We start from the raw sequence: 25,624 nt of genomic DNA on the forward strand, positions 1-25,624 counted from the left end.
TTCTCCTGCTACTTTATTTTTTCTCATTATTAATAGTAACAAAAAAAGCTATAGAAACAAGTTCTATAACTTTTTTATTTAACCTATTTTCTTATTTGTACTAGCTGCTGGTTGAACTTGATTTTTTGCTTTCACAATGCTAATAACGTATCCGATCAATCCGCCGATAATCGCTGGGAAGATCCAACCTAATCCTACTTCCTGCATCGGAAGGAATTTAGTGAACACTTGGCTTACTACTTCAACGTTAACTCCAGCTGCACTTAATCCATCGAATAAGCTGATAATAAATGTTACAGTTAAGCTCACTTGATAAACTTCAGCTCTTCCTTTGAATAATGAATGGAAGAATGTTAAGAAAATCAATACGATTGCTAGTGGATAAATTGCTGTTAATACTGGAACAGAAACTGCAATTAATTGTGTTAATCCTACATTTGCAACAATTGCACTAAATATACATAGCGTGATTGCAATTGCTTTGTAAGGAACATTTGGGAATAACTTATGGAAGAATGAAGAACATGCTGATACAAGTCCCACACTAGTTGTTAAACAAGCTACTGTAATCATTAACCCTAATAATACTCCGCCATATGATCCAAAATAGTAGTTAGAAACTTTCGCTAATACTTCTCCGCCGTTCTCTAAATGTCCAAGCTTTGCAACACTTGAAGCACCCATATAAGAAAGTGCTGTATAGATAATTGCTAAAATAGATGCTGCAATGATTGTTGCTTTTGCACAAACGACCATAATTTGTGTTTTCGTTTTTGCACCTTTTTCTTTAATTGCATTAATGATGATGATTCCGAATACGAATGATGCAAGCGTGTCCATCGTTAAGTATCCTTCTTGGAATCCTTTAAAGAATGCATGTGATGTATAAGCTTCCACTGGTGCTTGCATATCTCCAATCGGATGTATAAAAGCAACGATTACTAAAATACCGATGAAAGTCAACTTAATTGGCGTTAAAATTTTTCCAACAATATCGACAATTTTCGCGGGATTTAGCGAAAAAAAACAAGTGATGCTAAAGAATATAATTGTGAAAAGAATTAAAGGTATAGAACCTACTCCCTCTGGCATAAACGGCTTAAGACCAATTTCATAAGATACATTTCCTGTTCTCGGTATTGCAAATAACGGACCGATCGCTAAGTATAAGACTGTTGTAAATACAATCCCGAACACTGGGTGAGCACGACTTGCTAATGACTGTAAATCATCTTTACCTGAAAAACCAAATGCTAGTACACCTAGTAATGGTAATCCAACACCAGTTACTAAAAATCCAGCGTTAGCAATCCATACATTCTCTCCTGCTGATTGACCAAGCATCGCTGGGAAAATTAAATTTCCTGCTCCAAAAAATAGTGCAAATAACATTAATCCAATAACTACTATGAACGAAAACGGTACTTTATTCGCCATAATATAACCCCCATTCAAATTTCCTTATCTCATTTTCCAATTTTAACTAATTGAATTTTCTGAATATTTAATTTAAGTATCAACTATTCTTGAACTCATTATAGTTTGCTATATAATATTTTGCAATACTATTTTCGAACTTTTCTTTTATTTTATAAATATACATTTTTTAACATGAAAAATAGACTAAAAAACCAACACGGTCATCCATGTTGGTTTTTCCATTTACTATCATAAATTAAAATTTCGCTGCTACTTTTTTAACGTTTTCTAGACCTTCTTCAACAATTTGTTGTGAACGATCTGGATATTGATTGTGTCCTTCAATTACAACTGTCTCTGGATTTGTAATTCCCCAGAATCCAAGTACAGTTGTTACGTAATTAACTGCCATTTCCATAGGAGCCATTTGCTCTGAAGAGTAATCTGAACCACGAGCACCTAACACAACTACTTTCTTACCACCAACTAAACCTTCTGGACCATTTGCTGTATATTTAAACGTTTTTCCAGCTTGAGATAAGTATGAAATATATGTGATTAATGGTGCTGGTACTGTAAAGTTCCATAATGGGAATGCAAATACAACCTTATCAGCTTCTAAAAACTGATTTAAATATTGATCTACTGTAGCAACCGCCTTCTCTTCTTCAGCTGTTAACTCCATGCCTTGGCTACGTTTATATCCACCTGAAATCGCGATATTTCCGTAATAAGGAAGATCTAATGCAAATAAATCTAATTCCGTAATTTCTGTATTTGGATTTGCTTCTTTATAAGTACTTACAAATGTTTCATACATTTTTGAACTAACTGCTTGCTCCGCTGGACGATCGTTTGCTTTTACAAATAATACTTTTGACATTTTTTTATTCCCCTCTACATTCGTATTTTCTTCTTTTTTACCAAATAATGAACTAAATAGTCCCATTTTCTTCACCTAATCTTTCTTTTCATATTCATTATTCATCATCATAAAAATTCTTATTCTAAGAAAAAGTTCCAATAGATACCTTAAGTTAAGCCTCCGAAACTTTTTGTTATTTAATTACCTTATGTAAGTGATTGTAATATAGTCACTTACTTTAGTCAAGTAACTTTTAATAAAAAACAAAATCTCAATTTAAAAATATTAACTAAAATACAATTGAACACCAAATACATCTTTATTACTTGTATAATAAACTTAGAGAGGAAAATTCATATATAGAAAGGATTTATTCATGAGCACTATAGAAAAGATTCAAACTTTTATTATTCTTTTTGCTGTTACATGCGGCATCGTACTCGGACAATTTAATATGATACATACGTATTCAGACAAGTTTATTGTCCCCTTCTTATTTTTCATGCTATATGGATTATTCCTCAGCATCCCATTAAAAGAAATAAAAAACGGATTTCGCAATTTAAAATTTGCTGGAACAAGTCTTACTATTAACTTCTTATGGACACCTTTACTCGCTTGGGGATTAGGAGCACTATTTCTTTCAGATCATCCAGCACTTTGGGTTGGATTTATAATGTTAATGGTTACTCCATGCACAGATTGGTACTTAATCTTTACTGAAATAGCGAAAGGAAATGTAGCACTTTCTACTGCAATTTTACCGGTAAATTTAATTTTGCAAGTACTACTCCTTCCAATTTATTTATTTTTATTTGCTGGTGTCATGAAAACTGTAGCGGTTTCTGTTTTAGTAGAAAGTATTGTTATCGTAATCGTCTTACCATTTATACTTGCACACGCTACAAAATTCATTATGAATAAAATGAAAAAAGCTGAAACTCTCGAGAATAAACTCATTCCGTTTTTCAGCTCTGCTCAAATTGTATTTTTAAGTTTAGCAATAGTAGCGATGTTTGCATCACAAGGTAAATATTTGCTGCAAAATATGAATGTCGTTTTATTATTACTCGTTCCTGTTCTATTGTTCTTCATCATTAATTTTTTACTAGGACAATTTATCGGACGCATCATGCATTTATCTTACAAAGATACAGTAAGTCTAAGCTTAACAACGTTAGCAAGAAACTCACCTGTTGCACTCGCTATCGCTGTAACAGCTTTTCCAGACGAGCCTCTTATCGCACTTGCACTCGTTATTGGACCGTTGATTGAGTTACCGGTACTAGCTTGTGTGTCACAAGTTTTGTTGCTTATTAAGAGAAAACGGCAATACGCATAATAAAAAACGTCCCATTTTGGGACGTTTTTTATTATGGAAAGATTACATACAACACTTATTTCTTATTTATCGATACAAATGAAATTACCGAAACTACAAACGTAATAATACCAATTGTAATAAAGTGAAACTTTAATCATTGGGGGTTTTGTTCATCCCCCAATGATTATTAGCCCTCACCACTCCCGCATTAACAGATCCTTTCTAATTAAAAATGATAGGAAACGTAAATATAACGAAAGCTGCCCAAAGTCCGTATATTGGCAAATACTTCGTAACGGCATCTTGGATAGCTTTTAGTCCTGATTTATTTTGCAAGAAACGCATATAGGCAAACATAATCCAAATGAGATTTGCCCAAATCAGTATGTTTACTCCTAAAACAGCAAGTCTATTAGGTGTAATCCCGTAAGAAGAAAGTCTGAATACTATGGCTGACAATGCGACAGTGTCAATAATAAGCGCCAGAACAATTAAGGAAAAATTTATATAATCTGAAATGTTCTTTTTCTCGTCCGAGTCACTCTCAACGATAGAAAATATAGTAACAGCCAATACGCCAAGCAGTATTCCGTTGAAGGCCATTAGGAAATTGCGATCCAAGAATGGATTTTTCCCGACCCAAATTACCGTTATAAGATAGATAAGCAAGGTAATCAGGACGAGAGGACTAAAAATTTTAGATATGTATGGTGTAATATTTTTAGCAAGCTTAAGATTCATTGATACTAAGTATGCAGTCACAATAGCGAGAGCCGCTGCTCCAAATAAAACAACATTACTAAAATAGAATTCTCCTATATCTAAGTCAACAAAGCTAAATAAACGCATGGTGAATACCGCAAGTATCATTCCGCTCACTGCCATGCTCCCGTAGAGAAGACAATATTCTAAATTAAATTTAATATAGGCTAATCTTGTACTGCCTTTTGAATATTCATTTCCTGTAAATGCAAGCCCTACTAAGACCCATAAAAATATAGGAAGATGTAAATACGCAAGTATGGTACTGTCTTTATAATTTACTGGCAGCGTATTAAGATAATACCCGGAAATTAGGAACAACGCTGCAAGGGAATAAATAATACTTTTTTTCGGAGTATTATTGTAAACAAAATAAGCAGCAATAAAGGGAATTACACCAAAAGCCAAGTTAATTGGAGCAATTGCTTCCTGCTCAACAAAGTGGAAAATGATCCTGGTGCTTATGCCGGCCAGAATAGCTAAAAGGCCCATGAATAAGAAACCTTTTTGAAACAAAGATGTTTTTTCTTTATTTACTTTCTCCTTGAAATGCAACCTTTCATACCAAGCACCTAGAACTTGAGAATCAGGTTTTTGGTCCCATGCTTGTGAGAATGCTTTTTTAAAAGCTTTCGGATCTTTTCTATACATCTTCTCCAACTCATGGGGGTTATCCATATTTTTAACAATCAAATTGTTAATGTTCATAGTTATACCTCCTCTAATTTTAAAAATAAGGTTGTTACCTTTTAACAAAAGCACCTCACTCATTTATTATGATTTTGATTTTAATACAAGTTTTATCGTTTTACAATAAAAAAATATCATTTAAAGACTTTTTTTTATCGTTAAATTTTATATTAAAGAAAAACAAAAGAGCATGACAATTTTATGTCATGCTCTTTTAACAAATTAATTCTCAAATACAAAGTTAATCTTATTATCTTTCCACTCTAATTTCGCATCAAACGTTTTCTCGCCCTTTTTAAAGCCTTTAATTAAATCCGTCTTTTCACCTTTTAAGAGCTTTGTCATATTCTTTTGCGAAATTGTTTTACTTAATATCTTCTTTGAAATGGTGAAATCACATTGCGTTGTATTATAGTTAGAACAACCGTAAAACGTTGACTTATCAATTACATCGCCATCACATTTTTTACAGCTACCAACCTTTTTACCCGTTGTAAATTTCGATCCTTTTCGTTCAATCGATTCAACATGTAGTCCAGTGAAATCCCACTTCTCAGACATTTCCACTGCATCTTCAATAATTTTAGCTGATAGCTTTTTCGTCTGTTCCATAAATGTAGCTGGTGAAGCTGTACCTTCACCAATTTCCGCAAGACGTTGTTCCCATTTCGCAGTCATTTCTGGTGAAGCTAGTATTTTATCACCAATTGCGGTAATTAATACTTTTCCTTTATCAGTCGCATACACTTGGTTTTTCTTTACATCTATATACTTACGGTCTTTCAGCATCGTAATAATACCTGCGCGAGTCGCTTCCGTACCTAAACCTTCTGTTTTCTTTAATACTTTCTCCAGCTCTTCATTCTCTAAATACTTACCAGCTGTTTTCATTAACGTAATAAGTTGTCCTTCTGTATAGCGCTTCGGTGGCTGTGTTTTTCCTTCTTTCACTTTCACCTTTACAACTTTTCCTTCTTCGCCTTCAGCTACAATTGGAAGAATGGTTTCGTCATCTTTATCGTCTTGGAAAATAACTTTACGCCAACCTTCTTGAATTTGCTGTTTTCCTTTTGAAATGAATTCAGCACGTTCATCTACAAGCGTTACAATCGTTGTATAGTCAAAGATTGCAACTTCATAATGAGCTGCAATAAGCCTTCTTACGATCATATCGTATATTTTCTTTTCATCACCTGAGAGTCTGCTTGGGTTTGTAACTTGCTCTGTCGGAATAATTGCGTAGTGATCTGTTACTTTCTTTTCATTTACATAACGCTTGTTATTCATAATGGATTCAACCGGAGCCGGTAATAAGCCTTTATATTCATCAAACTGACTTAACTTCTGTAAAATATCAGGGAACGTCGCTGCTTCTCCTTGTGTAACATAGTTAGAATCTGAACGTGGATAAGAAACAATCCCTTTTTGATATAGTGCTTGCGTTATATCAAGCGTCTTTTTCGGTGAAAACTTAAAGGCTTTATTTGCCGTTGCTTGCAGTGATGATAAGTTAAATAAAAGCGGCGGCTGAAACTCTTTACGCTCCGTTTTCATTTCCTTCACAACAGCCGGTTTCCCTTGGCAAAATGCCGCAATTTTATTCGCCATATCAGGGTCTTTTAAGCGGGATTCATTATCCTTTTCCCATTTTCCGTCATATTTCTTTCCTTCTATATTAAAGGTTGCAAACACTTCCCAGAAAGGCTCTGACTTAAAGTTTTCAATTTCTTTCTCTCGCTTTACAATCAATGCTAACGTTGGTGTTTGGACACGACCAGCAGAAAATACATCATTCATTCCTTTTTTCTTTAACAAAATACTAAAGACACGTGATGCATTCATACCAACAACCCAGTCAGCGCAAGATCTTGTGTATGCTTCGTAATACGTATTAATTGTATCTGATTCATCAAGTAGATTTTTAAATCCTTGGTAAATAGCTTGCTTCGTTAAAGATGAAATCCATAGACGTTTCATCGGCTTTTGCACGTTACAAAGATTAATAATATTTCGTACGATCAGTTCCCCTTCACGCCCAGCATCTCCTGCGTGAATGATTTCTGTTACCTGTGGATTATGTAACAGCTGTTTCACAACGTTAAATTGCTTATACTTTGACTTTGTTACTTCAAATTGAAAACGTTCTGGAATCATCGGTAATGTATTAAGTGACCATTTTTTCCACTCTGCGTGATAATGCTCTGGATTACATAACTGCGTCAAATGACCAATTGCCCATGTACAGTACGCTCCATTTGGAAATAACTCATTCGCTTCTACCTCTAAATATCCATCTTTCCGGCGATATTTAAACTGTGAAACAAGAGCCAACCCTTGATCTGGTTTCTCGGCAATAATTAATTTCATTTTATAACTCCCTATCTGTATTCCAGTGTTACTTTCATTGTCTATATGTTTAGAAGCGATGATAAAACAACAATCTTATTTATCATTCGCGGTTTGTCTCGCAAATGGGAGACCTATAATATTATACGCTTATTCTTTATGGCTTCACAATAGAAACTCAATGAAATATAGCTAGAATGATATCCCTACAATTGTATTAGAAATATATTTTCAATTATTGAGAATATTTAAATGATTTGAAGTAATTTACCTTACTCGTAGTGGTAGAAACCAGCAATATATTATAAATAAAATAATGGGTTCAAATCAGACAAGACACTTTGTATTTTCAAACAAAATATCCCAAGGCTTAGATAGACATAATACAAAAATACCAACGTATTTTTGCATTTGTGCTGATTTTTAGAGGAAAGGTGACCAACAAGGAAGAAGCACCATAAATAAAACAAATCACATAGATGAGTAAGAATCCACTATTCTGAGTTAGAAAATACTGTTCGTAAATTTTTGAAGGTAAAAAAGTTAGCTAATGAGGCCAGATTATGAAATGAGAAAAAAATCCATGACTAGACCTTTTTCTTTACTAATAAGTATTAATAAAAGTCAGCAATATATTATTAAATTCCATCTTCCAACTAAAATACTCATAACCTCCATTCTTCTCATATTTTAAAATTAACATAGGACGTATTCCTTTTTTTACTCATTAAATCTTTCATAGAAGATATACCATTCTTCAATAATGCCATTACCATATAGTCATCGTAGGCTTCTTTATTATTACCGCTAACAACTTGTCATTTTTCCTGTTACTGTAACCAAATCCTTTCAGCCCCCAATTGCGAGATGCCGACAAATAGGACACTTGACCATTAATTCGTTAATAATCATTTCTTTCTCATTTTTAATTGTCGTTACTGACTTTGCAATAAAATCAAAGATTAACTGTACAAACCGCTCTTTTGTAAAATATCTGTTTTTAATATCACTTAACAATTTTTTTAACGCTCTGTAAACTAAAATTTAAATAGACCTGTTAAAGGTGTCTTAAATTTTATATTTTTCTTCTACACCTTCAATTACACTGTTCAAAGTTGTTTGAGATGAAAGGTCTATCAAATTCGATTTTGGATTAGTTACGGATTCCCCAAGTACCTTTAATTTAAAAACTTATATTCCTAACTTTTAAGTTTTTTATATTTATAAAAATATCCCTTTACGAACATCAATTAGAATTTGATAAACGTTTAAAATTTCAATTGCAGTATTAATATCTATTTTTGCAAATAAATCTATATTTCAAATGAATGCCTTTACTATTCAGTGAGGCACTCATTCATATAAAACTAAGATTTAATATTTTATGTAGTTCTTGTCAAAAAAATATATAATATAAAACAAATATATTAAAAAGTTTTTCTAGGAGCTGGTGTCATTTTGATAGAAAACATTTTAGATTTATTAGAAGCATTAAAAGAAAAAGGAATAAATGAAATTGAACCCTTTTTAAAAGTTAAACATGGTCCCATGATTGGTAATATGTATGAAGGATTAACAAAGAAAATCTTAGAAACAGCTATTTTTAAAGAATTAGACTTAAAAGTAGTGACTGGAAAGATTTTCAACAAAAATGGAGACATGAGTAATCAAATTGATTGTATGATTGTAGAAGGAGAGGGAGAAAAACTTCCTTATTCGGATGAATATTTATGGGATATAAGAAATGTTATTGCCATTATAGAAGTTAAAAAAAATTTATATTCCGATGAGCTAGAAAGCGCATACTTAAACTTAAAAAGCGCAGCTGATCTTAAGCTTCCAGAAGAAAATATGAAAATATCATTATTAAGAGATTCTTATAAAAGTATTGTACATGAGGAACTTCCTCTTCATAATGACGTAGAAAAACTTCCTTTTCACAAACAAATGATCTACCACTCATTGGTTATGGATTCTTATATTCCAGCTAGAATAATTTTTGGATACACTGGTTATAAAGGTGAACATAATTTAAGAGAAGCTTTCGTTAAGTACTTAAAAGAAAATTTAAACCAAAAGGGGTTTGGGGTTGTTAGCTTTCCAAACTTAGTAATATGTGACGAATATTCATTAATAAAAACTAATGGTATGCCTTATGCTACTCCTATAGAAGCCGACGATTTTTGGGTTTTCTATTGTTCTTATAATAAAAATCCCTTGTTATTAATGATAGAAATACTATGGACACGTATTTCTTATAAGTATAAAGTTACTGATATATTTGGTGATGATTTAAAAATACAGGGCTTAAGGCCTTTACTTAAAGGTAAAGCAATTCATAAAAAGAAAAGAATTGGCTGGGAGTACAATGTTATAGAAATTTCCAAAGATCAACTTGAACAATTTGTTGAAAGCTACGAATGGTCTCCTGTTTTTCTAGAAGAAACCCAATTTACAGTAATCAATGGTTTATGCATGGGAATGTCTGCCAACATTAATGATTCTAACTTTACAAAGATTATATCAGCTAACCAAACTAATGTGGAGCAGTTCATTAAAGATTTGGTTAATACAAATCTTGTCTATATCGATTCTAATGGAGATATTTCCTTATTAACAGATGAATGTATTTGCATGATTCTACCCGATGGGCGCTTGGTGGCTGGAGAAAATAAGGACAACAGGCTGATGAATTGGGTAAAAAAGTATCATTTTTAAACACTTTTTTAAAGATAGATTACCATACTGTATAATAAATCATTAGAAATCAAATCTAAATACTTTAATGTGAAAAATTACAACTAAATTGTATGTTTGTCAAAAAAAGAAGATTTAATTACTAAATCTTCTTTTTAATACATCCCTTCTATATATCTACAAATAAAAAACACTTAACCTTACCTACAGTGTAGAACAAATTCCCCACTTGTATCACCTGTAAAATCATAGTATATCGCAAATTAAATTTCCAACTTAGAGATAAACTTTTTATTTATAAAATATCGATTTAATGAAATTCTTATTCCGAAAAATTTTGAGTAATCATTTTTATGAAACTGCTCTGTTCTTTTAATATATTTATCTACTTCAACATATTATTATATAGCCTATGTGCATTATCTATTAAATCATCAAAAGTTATTACCTTAACTTTCCCCTGATTATTAATATTAAATCTTCTTAATTTCTTCTTTTGGAATTCACTCAGTTCATTTTTGCGCCCTAGAACTAGTAAGCCCAAAGGAGAACCAATTCCAGGCATTAATTTTTCTGCATATGCTATATTACTTTCAACCCATTCTTGAAAATCCAGTATTTGTCCTAGTGCATGTGTAAACTGAGCTGTGAAATCATTCATTTTTGTAAAGATTGGTGTACTTGGCTTCTCAATTTCTACCAAAACATATTCATCATTTAATTTTCGAATCACAAAATCAGTTATATATTCTACCCCTAACCTTTGCTTAGGAATTACCTCTTTAGCTAATGGATCTATTAATGCTGGATTTTCTTTTAAGTATACTTGAAATTCCTCCTCACAAACATTTGGATTTAATATCATTTTATGAAACTGCTGTATAATATTATTATTAACTTTAATAGAACTTTCTCTAAAGATATTAAAAACAAATTTTGAAAAAGAATGAGATTCAGACAAAAAGTTCAAGTGTTCTTGGCTCCAAATAAAATGTATAACATAAGAAAATAATTGTGCATCATTTAAACTCTCAGCTACTATTTCTCCGATGATGTTTAAACTAAAATCAGCCATTTTGTCTGTTATTTCTGGATACCGAAAAAGTTTCTCATCAACCATATAATTAAAATTAAAATTAAAATCTATATATTTTTTTTGGGAAGTAGCATACAGTACTTTCATTATTACTGTAGGGTACATAAGCCCTGGTGCTTCTTTTATAAGATTTTTTAAAATCACAATCCCTTCAATCCCTAGAAATAGGAACGCTTGTGAACAATATGCAGGTAATAATTGTTTAGCATAAGTATCTGTTTCTTTAATTAATAAAAACTCTTTTAATTTCATTTTACTTTCTACATTGAAATTATCAATGCAATAATTAATTTCATGGAACTTCTCTTCGATATAGTTCATAACCCCTCCATAATAATTATAAGATTCAAACAATAAAAACTTCATTCTTTTTATCATTCGATTCCGTTAAAGATAAATCCTATATTAAGTTTAAAGATAAAAGTTTATATTCCCTCTTTATTTTCCAATCATAATTTTATATAAACTAATGATACATTTGCATTAAAAACTAACCTCTTTCCTTAGATCAACATGTAGAAATAATTTCAGCTAATCAATCTTTGGGTTTTATTATAACTAGGTTTTACAATTCTGCCTAATAATTAACGTTATACAGCTGTACACGACTAGCAGAAAATACTTCATTCATTTCTTTTTTCTTTAGCAAAATATTAAAGACACGTGATGCATTCATACCAACAACCCAGTCAGCGCAAGATCTTGTGTATGCTTCGTAATACGTATTGATTGCATCTCCTTCATCGAGTAAATTTTTAAACCCTTGACAAATCGCTTGCTTTGTTAAATGTCTGTTTCTACATGTACAGATGAGCGTTTGAAAACATAGTGATAAAATCTATGGTTCTATTTGTCTAGAACCTCTTCAATTAAACGATATATGTATACGTGACGATTTAAAGGATTTACATACTATATATAAAAGCAAATCAAGCATAAAAAACACTTTATATTACATCTAATTATTAATCCGTACATTCTAAAACAACTTAATTATTGTATAATAAAATAATCCATACATACGGAATATTTATTTTATTAAAGTGCGAAAATGTTAAAAGAAAATTACATACCCTTCATTCACAGTACTTAGATAAAATCACATACATATATATTAAATTAAAGAAAGGAAACTATTTTAATATGGAGATACTCTTTTTATGGCTTAACAAGTACAAATCAATCAATAACATTTCTGCAAACTTTGGTGGTGAATACCTCTTCAATTTTTTTGATAATTCGTTGGAATGTAAAAAAAACACATCTCATATTAATGCTTTTTTCAATCTAAGTAATCACCAAGATAGATCATCAATTCAAAATGTTACTGGAATTGTCGGTGAAAATGGCACAGGAAAATCTAATTTGTTAGAATTTTTAATGATTCTATTTTCTAATCAGTTAGAATGTTTGCCTCTTGATACTGAATATCTACTAATTTATAAAGAGGCCGATACATTATATTATGACTCTAAAATTTCAGCACAACATATCTATATACAAAACGAAAAGACTAATATTACCGATTCATTTCTATATAAGAAATTGAATTTCACAAAAAAATCAGTGGTTGATATAGAATTGAAAACTATTTTCTGCTCTAATGTTTATGATGCTAGAGCCTCAAATACCAATGCATTTTCTCTTAACAGAACATTTAATCCTAAAATATTAAATATATCAACAAATCACCAGAGCACTAGATTTAAAAGCGCTTATCAACGATACCTTAATGAAGAATTTACAAGACAATTCATCTTTGTTCAAACCTTCAAAGATCCCCTGTCATTAGATGAAAAATTACATATACCTGAATACGTAAATATTAATCTAGAAAATCCCTCTTTATTAAGAGATGAGCTTGAAGAGTATAGTCACTATGAGCATACTGATTACTACGTTATAGAAGAAGCGTTGGATAGAGAATTTTATGATTTAATCGGGAATTCACATAACTTTACTGAAAAATCTTTCAAATTTCAATTTCATCGTATGGTACTATTATCTCTATTCAATGAATTTTTAAACTTAACATTCAACTTAGCAAAAAATCACGATTTAAAAGAACCCTTAAGTAATATTTGTGTCGATACATGTACAGATTTTTGTTATAGTTATAATCCTAAATATAAAGATTATTATAAAGCTATACAGAAAATCCTACATGAAAAAATTGATGAGTTAATATCTTTGGAGCCTAGAATGAATATTCCTGAATACATAGAAATCACTAACCATTTCAAGAATTCGATTAATCCATTAATCGAAAAAAGAAAGAAATTATTAACTTTACTAGAAGAATTAAATATATCTAATGACTCTATTAATAAGACGATAAAATTAAAAAGCGATTTAAAACACTTAGATTCTTTTGTAAGAGTTTATAATGAAATTTCTATCAATTTTCCATTCTTAAGTTTTATATGGTCAGAGCTAAGTAGTGGTGAACATGCCTTTTTAACACTTTTTGGACGTTTTTACTCGATAACAAGAGAATTGTCTAAAAACACTCTAATATTAATAGATGAGGGAGATTTATACTTTCATCCACAATGGCAAAAAGAATGGTTATTCTTATTTTTAGATGTAATATCCTATATGATTAAAAACACCAAGATTCATATAGTTTTAACAACACACTCTCCTTTTGTTTTATCAGATTTACCAGGGAACAATGTGATTTTTCTGAAAAAGGACACAAAACATCAAACATTTATTGGTAGTGGGTTAGAGGAAAATCACTTGACATTTGCCGCTAACATACATACTCTGCTAACCGATTCATTTTTTATTAAAGGTGGATTAACTGGTACTTTTGCTAAATATAAGATCAATACGCTTATTGATGATTTACTAACTTTAAGTGCTGTAGATATAAAGGCAAATAAGGACATTTTTCAAAAACAAATTGATATTATCGGTGAACCTATAATCAAAAAAAAATTAATTAGTATTTTACAAGATAAAATAGGTCTTGACGTAATAAATATAGACGATAAAATAGCTGATTTACAGCGGCAGATTGATACATTAAAGGGGCTAAAAAAATCATGATGCATATAACCATTTCACAAGAAGTTTTAAATAAACATTTAGCCTTTGGATTAGGAACTGAATCTATTAAAGGACCTGGTAGAAGAAGAACCAGTTGCAAACAAAAGTTAGAAGATGAAATAACTAGGGTCAAAGACCCTAAAACATTATCCGTCTTGAACTACCTTAAGCAAAAACTTGAAGTGATATTAATCGGGACCCCAGAGCAATTAAATAAGATAATTATTAAATTCAATTCTAAAATTTCTGGTTTTAGTTCAAGAAGAGTTAATTATTTATACCACTTCTTACAAAAAGTATTTGTAAAAGATTACGAAGAATTTGTTGACCGCAAAACAGGGCCTCAAAATCTATGGTGTGCATATCAATACGCTGAAAAATTAAATGTAACGATATGTCCATATTGTAATACACAATTCGTTTTTTATTATAATAAGAATGGCCGCACAAGACCTGTATTAGATCATTTTTTTGATAAAGTAAAACATCCATTTCTAGCTATATCTATACAAAATCTAGTACCTTGTTGTAAAGTTTGTAATTCCGATTTTAAAGGTGACTCTCCCATTGATTATAAGGATTTCCTGAACCCTTTTGAAGAAGGATTTGGGGACTCTGTTTTCTTTGAAAAGAAAATTCCTTCTTCTGTAAAAAAAACTGAATCAATGCCCGATTACCTGGGCGCAATTTTAGGGGAAAATATTCAATATAAAATTCATTTAAATGATGAAAACGCCTCTAGTGAACTTCAAGAAAAAGTAAAAAATCATAATGATCTTTTTCATATCGAAGACTTATACGACCTGTATCATAAAAAGTATGTAAACGATTTAATTATTAAGGCCAGAATATATAATAATGCTTATATGAAACAACTTGCCGGATCCTATAGTAAGCTCTTTAACTCAGCAGAAGTATTAAAACAACATTTAATCCCAAATGATACAGACATGAACATAACTATGCTGTCCAAATTAACTAAAGATATTCTTTTAAAAGAAATACTTTAAAGCTTTTATGAATTTATAACTTACTCTAAAAAACATTTCAAAAATAGAATTAATACAAAAACAATCTTTGTTCTAAGTAAACAAAGATTGTTTTTGTAAGAACACCTTATATAAAGGTGTTTAATATTTATTATAAAAACTACTCCGACTGCACTGAACAATAACATTGCAAAAATAAATACACATATCTCTATTACCATTAAACTTCCATCTGCAAATTTGAAATCAGACTTACCTGATTTCAAACATATCCTGCAAACCCATTTTCTCAAACACTTCAATTTTCAACTATTTTTGACATCTTTCTAATTCTTCTATCATTTTAGCAATATGGATAGCTGCATCTTCATACTTCCCAACATTCTCTTCTTAGATACTACTGACACAGGAAAGATGCTTACACCTTTTATTAGTAAGTAGAATACAATAGGCCCCACCATATGATTAGCAAATTAAAATTGTGCAGATAATATGCAGATATTAATAAGCATAAGTACTCTCCATATAAACATATGATGAAATGAACGATAGGACAAGGAGGTATCATAATGTTTGCTTATACGTTAACTACCTTAACACTTTGCTGTACCTCGATTCTTATTATATCCTATATTTCTAAACGTAAGGGTACCCTAATGGAGTATATGGTATTTATTATGTCTTTTAGTATGAGTATCGGTTTAAGTATTGGTTTTTACTTAGGCATTCTCTTTAAGGGGGAATTACTATATTCTACTTTGCTTGCTATTTTAATTAGTGGTTTTATCGGTTTCTTAATCGGTCTACGTTTTCACCTATATACTGCTTTAGAAGGAATGTTCTCTGGATTAATGGCAAGTATGATGGGAGCAATGATTACAGAAATGTTAAACGCTCAACAAGCTCATAGTATATTGTTCATTAGCCTTTTACTTACTATAACGATTACTATGTCCTGTGTGATTCAATTATTATCGGAGAACTTTTCTACTTTTATCCAACAGCGTTTTTTGTTATTACTTTCAATTAGTGTAGTAATTATCGTTGCCGTATTCGCGACATTCCCAGATCATACTCCCTCACCGTCATCCGGGCATGATCAACACATACATTAGTACTTGCAACAAAAATGAATAAGCAGCTATCCAAAGGATAACTGCTTCCTATTATTCTGGCTTATTAGGAATGTTTTGGTTTGGAACATAGTCAGATTTATAATCTGTATAGTTCACTTCCGTTACCATCCCTGCTGAAGCATGGTGTAAATCGTGACAATGGAACATCCACTTACCCGGATTGTCTGCTATAAAGGCTACTTCATATTCTTCACCCGGTTTTAAGTTCAATGTATCTTTTACAATTGGAGAACCTTCTATCGGTTTTCCATCTTTACTCAACACCTGGAAAAAGTGTCCGTGTAAATGCATTGGGTGATCATCCATTTTAGAACGATTTACCAATCTCACTTTTACTAAATCACCCTTTTTCACTTGAATTGGGTCAATATCCGGAAATACCTTTCCGTTAATTGTATATACCATTTCATTTCCATTCATTTGCGTATTTAAGTCCATATTATATGTGGCAGTATACTCTTGATTTAACGTGAAATTACCTAATTTTTTAGTACCATATTTCATTATATCTACTTTCGGTAATTTTTCTTTTTCGTCTGTTTTATCTTTCATCTCTTTGCTGCCATCATACTCAATAACAGCTTTCATTCCTTTTGCACCTTTATTTTTTGAATGGTCTTCAACATACCATTTCCCAGGATTATTAGCAGTAAATTCAATATCATAACGTTCACCCGGTGCGATTGAAATTACTTTATCCTTTATAACTTTTGGATCGTTTATTGGTTGACCATCTGTCGCAATTACTTTTATATCATGACCGTGAACATGTATATCATGTGATAGATAACCAGCATTAACGAGTCGAAGACGAACTTTATCTCCCTTATTCACTTTCAATGGCACTACTAAATCACCGCTTTTTCCATTGATTGTGAATAAATCATACATACTCATATCATGACCTTCCATCTTCATATTTCCATGGTCCATTCCTTCCATATTACTAGAGTCTTTTTTATCACTGCCCATGTTCATATCAGAATGATCCATGCCGTTCTTATCATCATTCTTTTCCCCATTTTCATTACCTTTAGATTTATTACCTATTTGCCCTTTTGTCATTTCTTTTAACTGCTTTTTAATTTCTTCTTTATCTGTAACCCATTCATCCAACATTAATGTGTAATCTTTATCATATTTTTCCTTTGTATCTTCTACAATGAGCGCTCCATACAAACCTCTATCTAATTGATTTACAGAATCTTGATGCGAGTGATACCAGTACGTTCCTGGTACGTTCGCTTCAAATTCGTAAGTGAAACTTTTTCCTGGTTCAACTGCATCTTGTGTCACGCCTGGAATTCCATCCATGTTATTTGGGACAGGATATCCATGCCAATGAATAGATACTGGTGCAGATAATTCATTTTTTAATGTCACTTTCACCTTTTCACCTTTTTTCACCCGAATTTCTGAACCAGGAGATGAGCCATTAAATGTCCAGACTGGAACAATAACACCGTTACTTAATTTTTGCTTTTCTTCTTTCGCTATTAAAGTAACTTCTGGTCCTTTTTCAACCTTCAATGGTGTTGTAGCTGTTTCAGTCTGTAGTGTTTTTTTATCATTCATATTTTTATGATCATTTGTTGTATTTGTCGTCACAGAACAGGCAGCAATTAAAAATATTACAGAGACTGTAACGGCTGCTAATACAAATCGCTTCATGGAAAATCCCCCCTTTTTCTTTTTCAAAATCATTATAGAAGTTGATTTTCAAGAAAATAAGGAGATGTAATTAGATCTTACGTAAGCTAATTGGAAGATTACTAAAAGCGGAGACATTACAAGAGGCGAATATTTTAGAAATACAAAATGCTTACCTTGTAGCGACTATATTAGCCGTTCTCGTATTTGTTTTGACGTTATTTCTTAAGAAACAATAACACTGCTATTATTAAATAAGAAAAATGTAGCTAAAATGCTCTTCACAAAAGAACTTACATTTTTGTATAATAAGAACTAATGTTCCTTACAAGAAGACAATAGACTCAAATTACACAAATATATCAAATAGAAGAGGATTGATATACGATGAAAATTGATAGACCAAAAATTTCACCAGAGTTATCTTCAAAGAATTTTCAAGATATTTTTTATGAAGAAGATCCAACATTAGAAGTGTGTGAAATTATAGACTCCACTTTCGAAAATGAATCTGTAGATAGAGTGCGATTGTATGATGCAGTGATAAAGAATTGTAAATTCACTAATACAGATTTTAGCAATATTGATATTACAGATGTTTGTTTTGAAAACTGCGATTTATCAAATGTTAATTTAAGCAATTCTTCTGTTCATAGAGTCGAATTTAAAAACAGTAAATTAATCGGGGTTAATTTTGCAGAATCTAGCTTAGGAAATGTTAAATTTGAGAATTCAATTTTGAATTTAGCGGCATTTGGAAATTCTAAACTAGAAAAAATTATATTTAATGAAACTTCATTAAATAATGCAGATTTTTTTGACTGTAAACTTAAAAAAGTTGAATTCCAATTATGTAGTCTTGATGAAGCTAATTTTGATCAGACATCACTGAAGGGGATAGATATTAGTTCTTCTACCTTTGATACACTTACAGTTTCAGTGAACGATTTAAGAGGATGTAAAGTATCAACATATCAAGCTGTTCAGTTTGCTACTTTATTAGGATTAATAATTAAAGATTAGTATTTCGAAGAAAAGAACCCTATCCCGAATCATGGATTTTTTAATTGTCCACGATTCGAGATAAAGTTCAAATAAATTAGTGATGACTCTTTTATTATTTAACTACAGCTTGGTTTCCTTTTACATGTTCATTATTTACACTCATAAATTCTTCAATTTCTTCAACTTCTCTAATGATATCTTTTGACAAGTTTTCATACCCGTCTTTCGTTACAAGAATGTCATCTTCAATACGAATTCCAATTGATTCTTCTTCAATATAAAGACCAGGTTCAATTGTTATAACCATACCTTCTTCTAACATTCTATCTTTATATGTTCCTACATCATGTGTATCTAAACCAAGGAAATGGCTGACACCATGATAATAGTATTTTGATAACTCTTCATCTTCTTGAATTAAACCAATTGCTTTACACTCTTCTGCCAGTACCTTTTTTGTATGCTCATTTAATGCAGCGAACTTTAATCCCGGCTTAATAATCTCTGTTGTTTCTTTTAATGCTTTTAATACAATATTATAAATTTGTTTTTGACGACTAGAGAATATTCCATTTGCCGGGAATGTATAACTAATATCAGCGTTATAGTAGTCTTTTTGAGCACCTAAATCTAGCAATACTAAATCACCATTTTGAATTTGTGCATCATTATCTTCATAATGAAGAACTGTAGCATTTTTACCACTTGCCAAAATTGTATTGAACGCATGATGCTTAATGCCAGATGATTTCAGTGTAAAATCAAATTGAGCTTCTAATTCATACTCCATCATGTCTGCTTTTGCATGCTTAAGTACGTTGTAAATACCGTCTTTCGTTATAGCAATCGCTTCTTTAATAATTTCAATTTCTTCCTCGGTTTTAAAAACTCGTAATTCACAAATGTTCGGATATACATTACCAATTGTTACGTGTGGATATTTTTCTCTTACATGTTTAGCAAATGCTAATGTTTTTGTCTCCGTACCATTCCACTCGCGACGTTCTATATCTAAATATAGATGCTTCGCATTTTCTGTAAAGAGTATATTTGATACTGCTTTTTCAAAGCTATCTAAATATAAAACTTTCTTTATACCTGAAATTCCCTCTGCTTCTTCGCTAGAAACTGTCTTCCCAACCCATTTTTCCATTACTGGATCTGATTTTTCAATGAAAAGTGTCTCTTCTACACTATTCCCAAACTTTTTCAGCATAAAAATAACATTTGGTTCATCGATTCCCGTTAAGTAGTAAAAATTACGATTCGGTACAAATTTATAATGTGCATCAGCTGACATATGCGGTGCTTGTCCCGCAAATAAAATCGTAACGGATTCATCAGGTAATGTTTTCGTTAGTCTTTCTCTATTTTGAGCAAAAAATGTTGATTTCATAATAATCCCCCTAGTGTTCTATGTATGCTTGTGAAACTAATCATCAATACAATTCATTCTATTATTGTTATAATTTTTCGTCAATTAATTATACTCATAGCGAAAGGAGAATTTTCATTACTCGGGCCTCTTCCACGCTAAATTATGCATACCACTCCACAATTTCTTGATATTTATTCCATATACTTAAAATCTCATATATAGGAAAGGAGCCATAACTTTGAAACATTATGTAGCAACAGGGTTAGCAATTACTTCTTTATTAATAATTTCAGGATGTTCTAGCAACGTCGAAACAGCACCAGTGAAAAAAGAAACGGTGCAATCTCAGCCAAAAAATATAGAAACAGCAAATACGAGTCCGCAAGACTTCTATAAAGAAATTACATCTGGAAAAATCGAGCACATTCACGGAATTGGCTATGCAGGAAATATGTCTGGGATTTCTATCGCCACTCATAGCGGGATAAAAGTTTATCAAAATGGAAAATGGCTTGAAACTAAAACTGGACTACATGATTATATGGGCTTTCAGGCAACGAAGAACGGGTTCTTTGCCAGCGGTCATCCTGAACCAGGTGCAAATTTAAAAAATCCTTTAGGATTATTGAAAAGTTCTGATGGCGGTAATACCCTTGAAAAGCTAGCGTTTTATGGAGAATCCGATTTTCATAACCTTGCTGTCGGATATAATACGGAAGCAATTTATTTATACAACGAACGCCCTAATTCTGAATTACAACAAGGTTTTTATTTCAGTACGAACAACGGACAAGAATGGAAAAATAGTAAGTTAAAAGGTCTTTCAAGTACGATTCATTCCTTTTCAGTACATCCGAATCAATCTAGTGTAGTCGCGGTAAGTGCTAAAGACGGTGTTTACTTATCTACAGATTACGGAAATACATTTGAACTATTCGCTAAATCACTTGAATCGACCGCAATTACATTAAGTAATGAAGATGTTATTTACGCCCCTATTAATAAGCAAATCGTAACGAAGAAATCAATTGCTACAAATGAAGAAACAAACATACAAATTCCACCTTTAGATTCTAAAGATGCAATTATGTATATTTCACAAAACCCTCAAAATTCAGCCGAAATCGTATTTGCTACAATGAAATCAAATGTATTCCTCTCTACAGATGAGGGTAATACGTGGAAGCAGATTGCTAATGAAGGAACATTCCAATTTAAGTAGAAGGGTGAATATAACGTGTTTTCAACAATAAGTGAATGGAGCTATCAACTCATGTCTCCTTTAATGGATGCCGCGAATGCTACGAAATCTGTACCTCTTTTATTTTCGTTTTTATTAGGCATAGTAGGTACCCTTGCTCCTTGCCAATTAACAGGAAACATTAGTGCTATTACACTTTATAGCAACCAATCTTTACAAAAGGGACATGTATGGAAACATATACTTTTATTCATTTTAGGAAAAATAATGGCTTTTACGACGCTTGGACTATTAGTATGGTTTTTAGGAAAAGAGATTCAGCAAATATTGACTTTGTATTTTCCATGGTTACGAAAAATGATGGGACCCCTATTAATTTTAATGGGGCTACTGTTGTCCGGTATTATAAAAAGAAGATATTTCTTCTCGATTAAATTTATACGAAATCAAAATGAAGTTGGTTCATTTTTACTCGGATTCTTCTTTTCCTTAGCTTTTTGTCCGACTATGTTCGTTCTATTTTTTGGAACGTTAATCCCTTTATCTTTATCATTTAATTACGGGTACTTGTTTCCAACGTTCTTTTCGATAGGAACTGCTCTTCCTATCGTCGTATTAATGTCCTTCATCTCCTATCTGGGATTAAACGGGGCATTACTAAAGAAGAGCAGGAAAATAGGAAATAGCATTCAGCGTATAGCTGGTTTTCTCCTTATTTTAATCGGATTTTATGATACTGCTCTTTATTGGTAATACATACAAAAGATAAGCTCTAGTGAAATGAGCTTATCTTTTGTAATATTATATTCATTTTTTCTTTTGCTGTAGTTGAGCTAATAAATTCTTAACAAACGCGAGAAACAGCGGGTCATTCTCTTTTTTAGGTGACCATTGCATAATAAGTTGTCGTGGAATTGTAATTTCTATCGGCTGTACAATGAAGTCATGAATAATTTGCTTATGTAGTCCTGATAACGGAACGATTGTTATGCCATTAACTTGTATAGTAAGTGCTAATGCTGAACTAATTGATTCTGACTCCATCACTTTATTAACTGTTATTTCATTTTTCATCAAATACGGTTCGAGCACTTCTTTGCAACCAGAAAGTGGCATAATAAAAGGATAATTTTTTATATCATTAATAGTAAGGTTAGGCGGAACTTTTTTTGAAGAAACCATAACATACGGATCTTCACCAATGACATCATAATGAAATCCTTGTATTAAATTTTCTTTTATAGAAATAGAAAAATCTGCACTACCTGATGATAGCCAATCTAACACTTCTTGATAGCTTCCTTCTCGAACTGCAAGTACATATTGACTATGATCAATATTCCCTAGTTGCATACACTCCGCCAAACAATATACAGTAACGGAAGGATACGTAGCTAGTACAATTTTATACAAGCTTTTATTCTTCAACTGGAAAGCTGTTTCCTCAAGTTTTTCATACTCCATTAGAAGTCGATTCACACCAACTAAAAATTCTTTGCCATTTTCAGTTAGAATCGTTCCTTGTCTAGAGCGATCAAATAACGTTATAGCATATCGTTTCTCTAATTTGTTAATAATATGTGTTATTGCTGGCTGTGTCATATGTAATTCCTTTGCTGCCAGACTAATACTATTTAAACGAGCCACATATGTAAAGACTTTAAAATCAAAAACATTCATTCTGTTCTCCTTATATAAAATATATTTATATCATCTATAAATAACCTTCATTATATTTATGAAACCACTTCATTTACACTGAGTATACATCATCAATATTACAAATAGATGAAACTTATATACCCTAGAGGAGTGTTGATTAAATGAGTACTTACATTTTAGTACATGGAGCATGGCAAGGTGAATGGGCATGGGAATTAGTAAAACCTCAACTAGAGGCTTTAGGTCACACTGTTATTACACTAGACTTACCTGGAAGTGGGAAAGATACAACTCCTTCACAAAATATAACGTTAGATTCCTATGTTGATGCAGTAACAGCTAATATAAATCAACAAAATGAAAAGGTTATTCTTGTTGGACATAGTATGGGTGGAATCGTTATTACTCAAACTGCTGAACTTATACCAAATAAAATCGATAAATTAGTATATCTTTGTGCTTTCTTACCACGAAATGGAGAAAGTCTTGGTAGTAAATTAGACGGAGAAGATGGCCCGCAATTCACTATAAATGAAAATGACTTGACTGCTGAACTTATACCTAATCTAATTGAACAAACATTTTTAAATGCTACAGAAGACGGTTCTATTAAAGAAGCATCTTTTAATCAAATGCGTCCTCAACCACTAGGACCCTTCCAACAAGAGCTGAAAATATCTGAAGAAAACTTTGGAGCCATAGATCGCATTTATATTGAAACGACTCTAGATAGAGCGATTCCAATTGATTTTCAGCGCCGAATGAATACAGAAACACCTTGCAAGAAAATTATTACTTTAGAAGCTGGTCATTCTCCATTTTTCTCTAAAGCATCGGAACTTGTTCATTACTTAAATGAATTAAACTAAATTTTTCATAGAATAAATAGACACTCACAGGTGTCTATTTATTTTACTAATTAAAAGCTATCTTTACTCTATCTACATTGCCATGCCCTTTTGCTTCATCTCCCACTTTTTATACAGTAGTACTGCACCAAATAAAAATACTCCCGCAACAAATGAAGCTACTGGTAACATCTTTATCATTCCATCTGGAAATACGAGCGGCAATAATGGAAATGCATACACTGCTGGAATACGTACACCAACAATTTTTAATAAAATAAGCATTAATATCATATTTAATAAAGTGACTACAATCCATGAATCAATCGCAAAGTACAATATTGTTCCAACAGTTGCAGATGTAGTTAATACTACTATTTGTTTAAAAGCCATTTTTTCATTGTACATCGGCTTTTGAAGTGATTCATATACAACAACTAATATTGGTGGAATAACTGCTAATTGTTCATAACCAGTTATCCAACATAAACTAATCCATACGAAATTTAGTATGAGAAATACAGTCATATATTTATACTGTATTTGCACTTTTCGCTTAATACCGTTATTCAATTTAAATATAAGAACACCAACCATTAAAATAAATGTTAAAGCGAATACCGCGATAACAAATGACCATTCCGTCGCATTTGTTACTAATGGTAATAAACCTGTCGCAATAGATGGTGCTAAATTGGATTGAATTACACGTAAAAAAAGCATCATGAATACAAGCGTTAAACTTACTTTCCCTAAATAAGCAATATCCATTTGATTCACCATAAAACCAATCACAGCTGTTATTGAAGGTGCAATGAAGATTTTTTCTGGTTGCCTTAACCATCCTGGCTCACGATACGCCCATAAAGCAATTGCCATCGCTGCTATTTCCGGCAGAATAACTTCCGGATCATTTAATAACACACCCGCTGTTACCATGGCTAAAATAAATAAAATAGCAATCGTATATGAGATGATTGTTTCTTTCTTTGAAATTACTGCATTCATTATTACATACTCCTTTGTGCTCATTTCTTTCATAATGTAAAACAACAATTTTATACCCTACTATGGTATTGTATATTAACATCTTTTCTATTTCAAGTATCATTAAGTTATTCACATCCTTTTTCACTCCATACCCTTACAAAAAAGAAATTTTTATAGACGTTGACACTTAATGAAAGATAGGTTACAATAACTATACATTAGTAAGTAACTAATGTAATTAATTCTAACTAGAGGTGAAAACAAATGCAAAACATTTTATTCCGTATTAATGAATTATCAAAAAAAGAAAGAACATCTGGATTAACAGTTGATGAAAAACAAGAACAACAAATGTTACGTCAAAACTATACAGAAACATTTCGTGGAAGCCTAGATTCCATTTTATTAAATACAAAAATTGTTGATTCGAATGGTCTTAACGTTACACCAGTTGCATTACAAGATGCTCAAATACGTTTAAAATTAAGCAAATGAGTTCCGCGCTAAAGAAT

The 25,624-nt window shown here is 31.6% G+C and carries 19 protein-coding genes and 1 pseudogene; 10 read left to right on the forward strand and 10 right to left on the reverse strand.

The genetic code is table 11. From position 1 onward, the window contains the following. Window positions 1-78 precede the first annotated feature (78 nt). A complete protein-coding gene (brnQ, locus tag IBT51_RS01215; protein ID WP_200457922.1) occupies window positions 79-1,437 on the reverse strand; it encodes a branched-chain amino acid transport system II carrier protein in 1,359 nt (452 codons plus the stop codon). Window positions 1,438-1,675: 238 nt separating this feature from the next. Continuing rightward, on the reverse strand, window positions 1,676-2,368 hold the full coding sequence (locus IBT51_RS01220) for an FMN-dependent NADH-azoreductase (RefSeq protein ID WP_000522528.1): 693 nt from the start codon (window positions 2,366-2,368) through the stop codon (window positions 1,676-1,678). A 292-nt stretch (window positions 2,369-2,660) separates the two neighbouring features. Between IBT51_RS01220 and IBT51_RS01225 the strand changes: the two genes are divergently transcribed. Then, on the forward strand, window positions 2,661-3,626 hold the full coding sequence (locus IBT51_RS01225) for an arsenic resistance protein (protein ID WP_029442010.1): 966 nt from the start codon (window positions 2,661-2,663) through the stop codon (window positions 3,624-3,626). 204 nt (window positions 3,627-3,830) lie between these two features. Here the strand turns inward: IBT51_RS01225 and IBT51_RS01230 are convergent, their stop codons facing one another. Both IBT51_RS01230 and topB read right to left on the reverse strand, forming a co-directional pair. Next, the gene (locus IBT51_RS01230; RefSeq protein WP_200457923.1) at window positions 3,831-5,078 is read right to left on the reverse strand and encodes a DUF4153 domain-containing protein; all 1,248 of its coding nucleotides are present in this window, start codon (window positions 5,076-5,078) and stop codon (window positions 3,831-3,833) included. Between the two features lie 204 nt (window positions 5,079-5,282). Next, window positions 5,283-7,427: a DNA topoisomerase III gene (topB, locus tag IBT51_RS01235; RefSeq protein WP_000766771.1), complete on the reverse strand. Its 2,145-nt coding sequence runs from the start codon at window positions 7,425-7,427 to the stop codon at window positions 5,283-5,285. Between the two features lie 1,437 nt (window positions 7,428-8,864). On the opposite strand from topB, the gene IBT51_RS01240 reads away from it, so the two are divergent. Beyond that, complete coding sequence (locus IBT51_RS01240; RefSeq protein ID WP_200457924.1) at window positions 8,865-10,124, forward strand: DUF6602 domain-containing protein; 1,260 nt, start codon at window positions 8,865-8,867, stop codon at window positions 10,122-10,124. Window positions 10,125-10,488: 364 nt separating this feature from the next. Here IBT51_RS01240 and IBT51_RS01245 read toward each other — a convergent pair whose 3' ends face one another. Then, the gene (locus IBT51_RS01245) at window positions 10,489-11,520 is read right to left on the reverse strand and encodes a Shedu anti-phage system protein SduA domain-containing protein (RefSeq protein ID WP_167316496.1); all 1,032 of its coding nucleotides are present in this window, start codon (window positions 11,518-11,520) and stop codon (window positions 10,489-10,491) included. A gap of 277 nt (window positions 11,521-11,797) precedes the next feature. Beyond that, window positions 11,798-11,986 (reverse strand): annotated as a pseudogene (locus tag IBT51_RS27365) (DNA topoisomerase); the annotation flags it as partial. Window positions 11,987-12,342: 356 nt separating this feature from the next. Here IBT51_RS27365 and IBT51_RS01250 point away from each other — a divergent pair. From IBT51_RS01250 to IBT51_RS01260, 3 genes are all read left to right on the forward strand, one after another. Then, window positions 12,343-14,253 carry an AAA family ATPase gene (locus tag IBT51_RS01250; protein ID WP_098138264.1) on the forward strand — a complete coding sequence of 637 codons (1,911 nt, stop codon included), beginning with the start codon at window positions 12,343-12,345 and terminating at the stop codon, window positions 14,251-14,253. Beyond that, window positions 14,250-15,263, forward strand: a complete 1,014-nt coding sequence (locus tag IBT51_RS01255; RefSeq protein WP_200457925.1) for a hypothetical protein — start codon at window positions 14,250-14,252, stop codon at window positions 15,261-15,263. Before IBT51_RS01250 ends, IBT51_RS01255 begins: the two co-directional genes overlap by 4 nt. 548 nt (window positions 15,264-15,811) lie before the next feature. Beyond that, complete coding sequence (locus IBT51_RS01260; RefSeq protein WP_078400338.1) at window positions 15,812-16,357, forward strand: hypothetical protein; 546 nt, start codon at window positions 15,812-15,814, stop codon at window positions 16,355-16,357. Window positions 16,358-16,408: 51 nt separating this feature from the next. On the opposite strand, the gene IBT51_RS01265 is transcribed toward IBT51_RS01260, so the two are convergent. Next, window positions 16,409-18,049 carry a multicopper oxidase family protein gene (locus tag IBT51_RS01265; RefSeq protein WP_078400337.1) on the reverse strand — a complete coding sequence of 547 codons (1,641 nt, stop codon included), beginning with the start codon at window positions 18,047-18,049 and terminating at the stop codon, window positions 16,409-16,411. Between the two features lie 366 nt (window positions 18,050-18,415). On the opposite strand from IBT51_RS01265, the gene IBT51_RS01270 reads away from it, so the two are divergent. Next, window positions 18,416-19,051, forward strand: coding sequence for a pentapeptide repeat-containing protein (locus IBT51_RS01270; RefSeq protein WP_000687268.1), 636 nt, complete (start codon window positions 18,416-18,418; stop codon window positions 19,049-19,051). Window positions 19,052-19,145: 94 nt separating this feature from the next. Here IBT51_RS01270 and IBT51_RS01275 read toward each other — a convergent pair whose 3' ends face one another. Next, window positions 19,146-20,429: an aminopeptidase P family protein gene (locus IBT51_RS01275; RefSeq protein ID WP_000842977.1), complete on the reverse strand. Its 1,284-nt coding sequence runs from the start codon at window positions 20,427-20,429 to the stop codon at window positions 19,146-19,148. A gap of 220 nt (window positions 20,430-20,649) precedes the next feature. Between IBT51_RS01275 and IBT51_RS01280 the strand changes: the two genes are divergently transcribed. Beyond that, window positions 20,650-21,633, forward strand: coding sequence for a F510_1955 family glycosylhydrolase (locus IBT51_RS01280; RefSeq protein WP_200457926.1), 984 nt, complete (start codon window positions 20,650-20,652; stop codon window positions 21,631-21,633). A gap of 15 nt (window positions 21,634-21,648) precedes the next feature. Beyond that, window positions 21,649-22,365: an urease accessory protein UreH domain-containing protein gene (locus tag IBT51_RS01285; RefSeq protein ID WP_219993459.1), complete on the forward strand. Its 717-nt coding sequence runs from the start codon at window positions 21,649-21,651 to the stop codon at window positions 22,363-22,365. A gap of 54 nt (window positions 22,366-22,419) precedes the next feature. Here the strand turns inward: IBT51_RS01285 and IBT51_RS01290 are convergent, their stop codons facing one another. Beyond that, window positions 22,420-23,292 (reverse strand): LysR family transcriptional regulator, encoded by an 873-nt coding sequence (locus IBT51_RS01290; protein ID WP_095691074.1) that lies wholly within the window; start codon window positions 23,290-23,292, stop codon window positions 22,420-22,422. 143 nt (window positions 23,293-23,435) lie between these two features. Between IBT51_RS01290 and IBT51_RS01295 the strand changes: the two genes are divergently transcribed. Then, window positions 23,436-24,143, forward strand: a complete 708-nt coding sequence (locus IBT51_RS01295) for an alpha/beta fold hydrolase (RefSeq protein WP_200457927.1) — start codon at window positions 23,436-23,438, stop codon at window positions 24,141-24,143. A 72-nt stretch (window positions 24,144-24,215) separates the two neighbouring features. On the opposite strand, the gene IBT51_RS01300 is transcribed toward IBT51_RS01295, so the two are convergent. Further along, window positions 24,216-25,130 carry a membrane protein gene (locus IBT51_RS01300; protein ID WP_000994724.1) on the reverse strand — a complete coding sequence of 305 codons (915 nt, stop codon included), beginning with the start codon at window positions 25,128-25,130 and terminating at the stop codon, window positions 24,216-24,218. A gap of 246 nt (window positions 25,131-25,376) precedes the next feature. Between IBT51_RS01300 and IBT51_RS01305 the strand changes: the two genes are divergently transcribed. Then, a complete protein-coding gene (locus IBT51_RS01305; protein WP_001179618.1) occupies window positions 25,377-25,607 on the forward strand; it encodes a DUF896 domain-containing protein in 231 nt (76 codons plus the stop codon). Window positions 25,608-25,624 lie beyond the last annotated feature (17 nt).

This window comes from Bacillus sp. S71 (assembly GCF_016625265.1).
GTDB lineage: Bacteria > Bacillota > Bacilli > Bacillales > Bacillaceae_G > Bacillus_A > Bacillus_A cereus.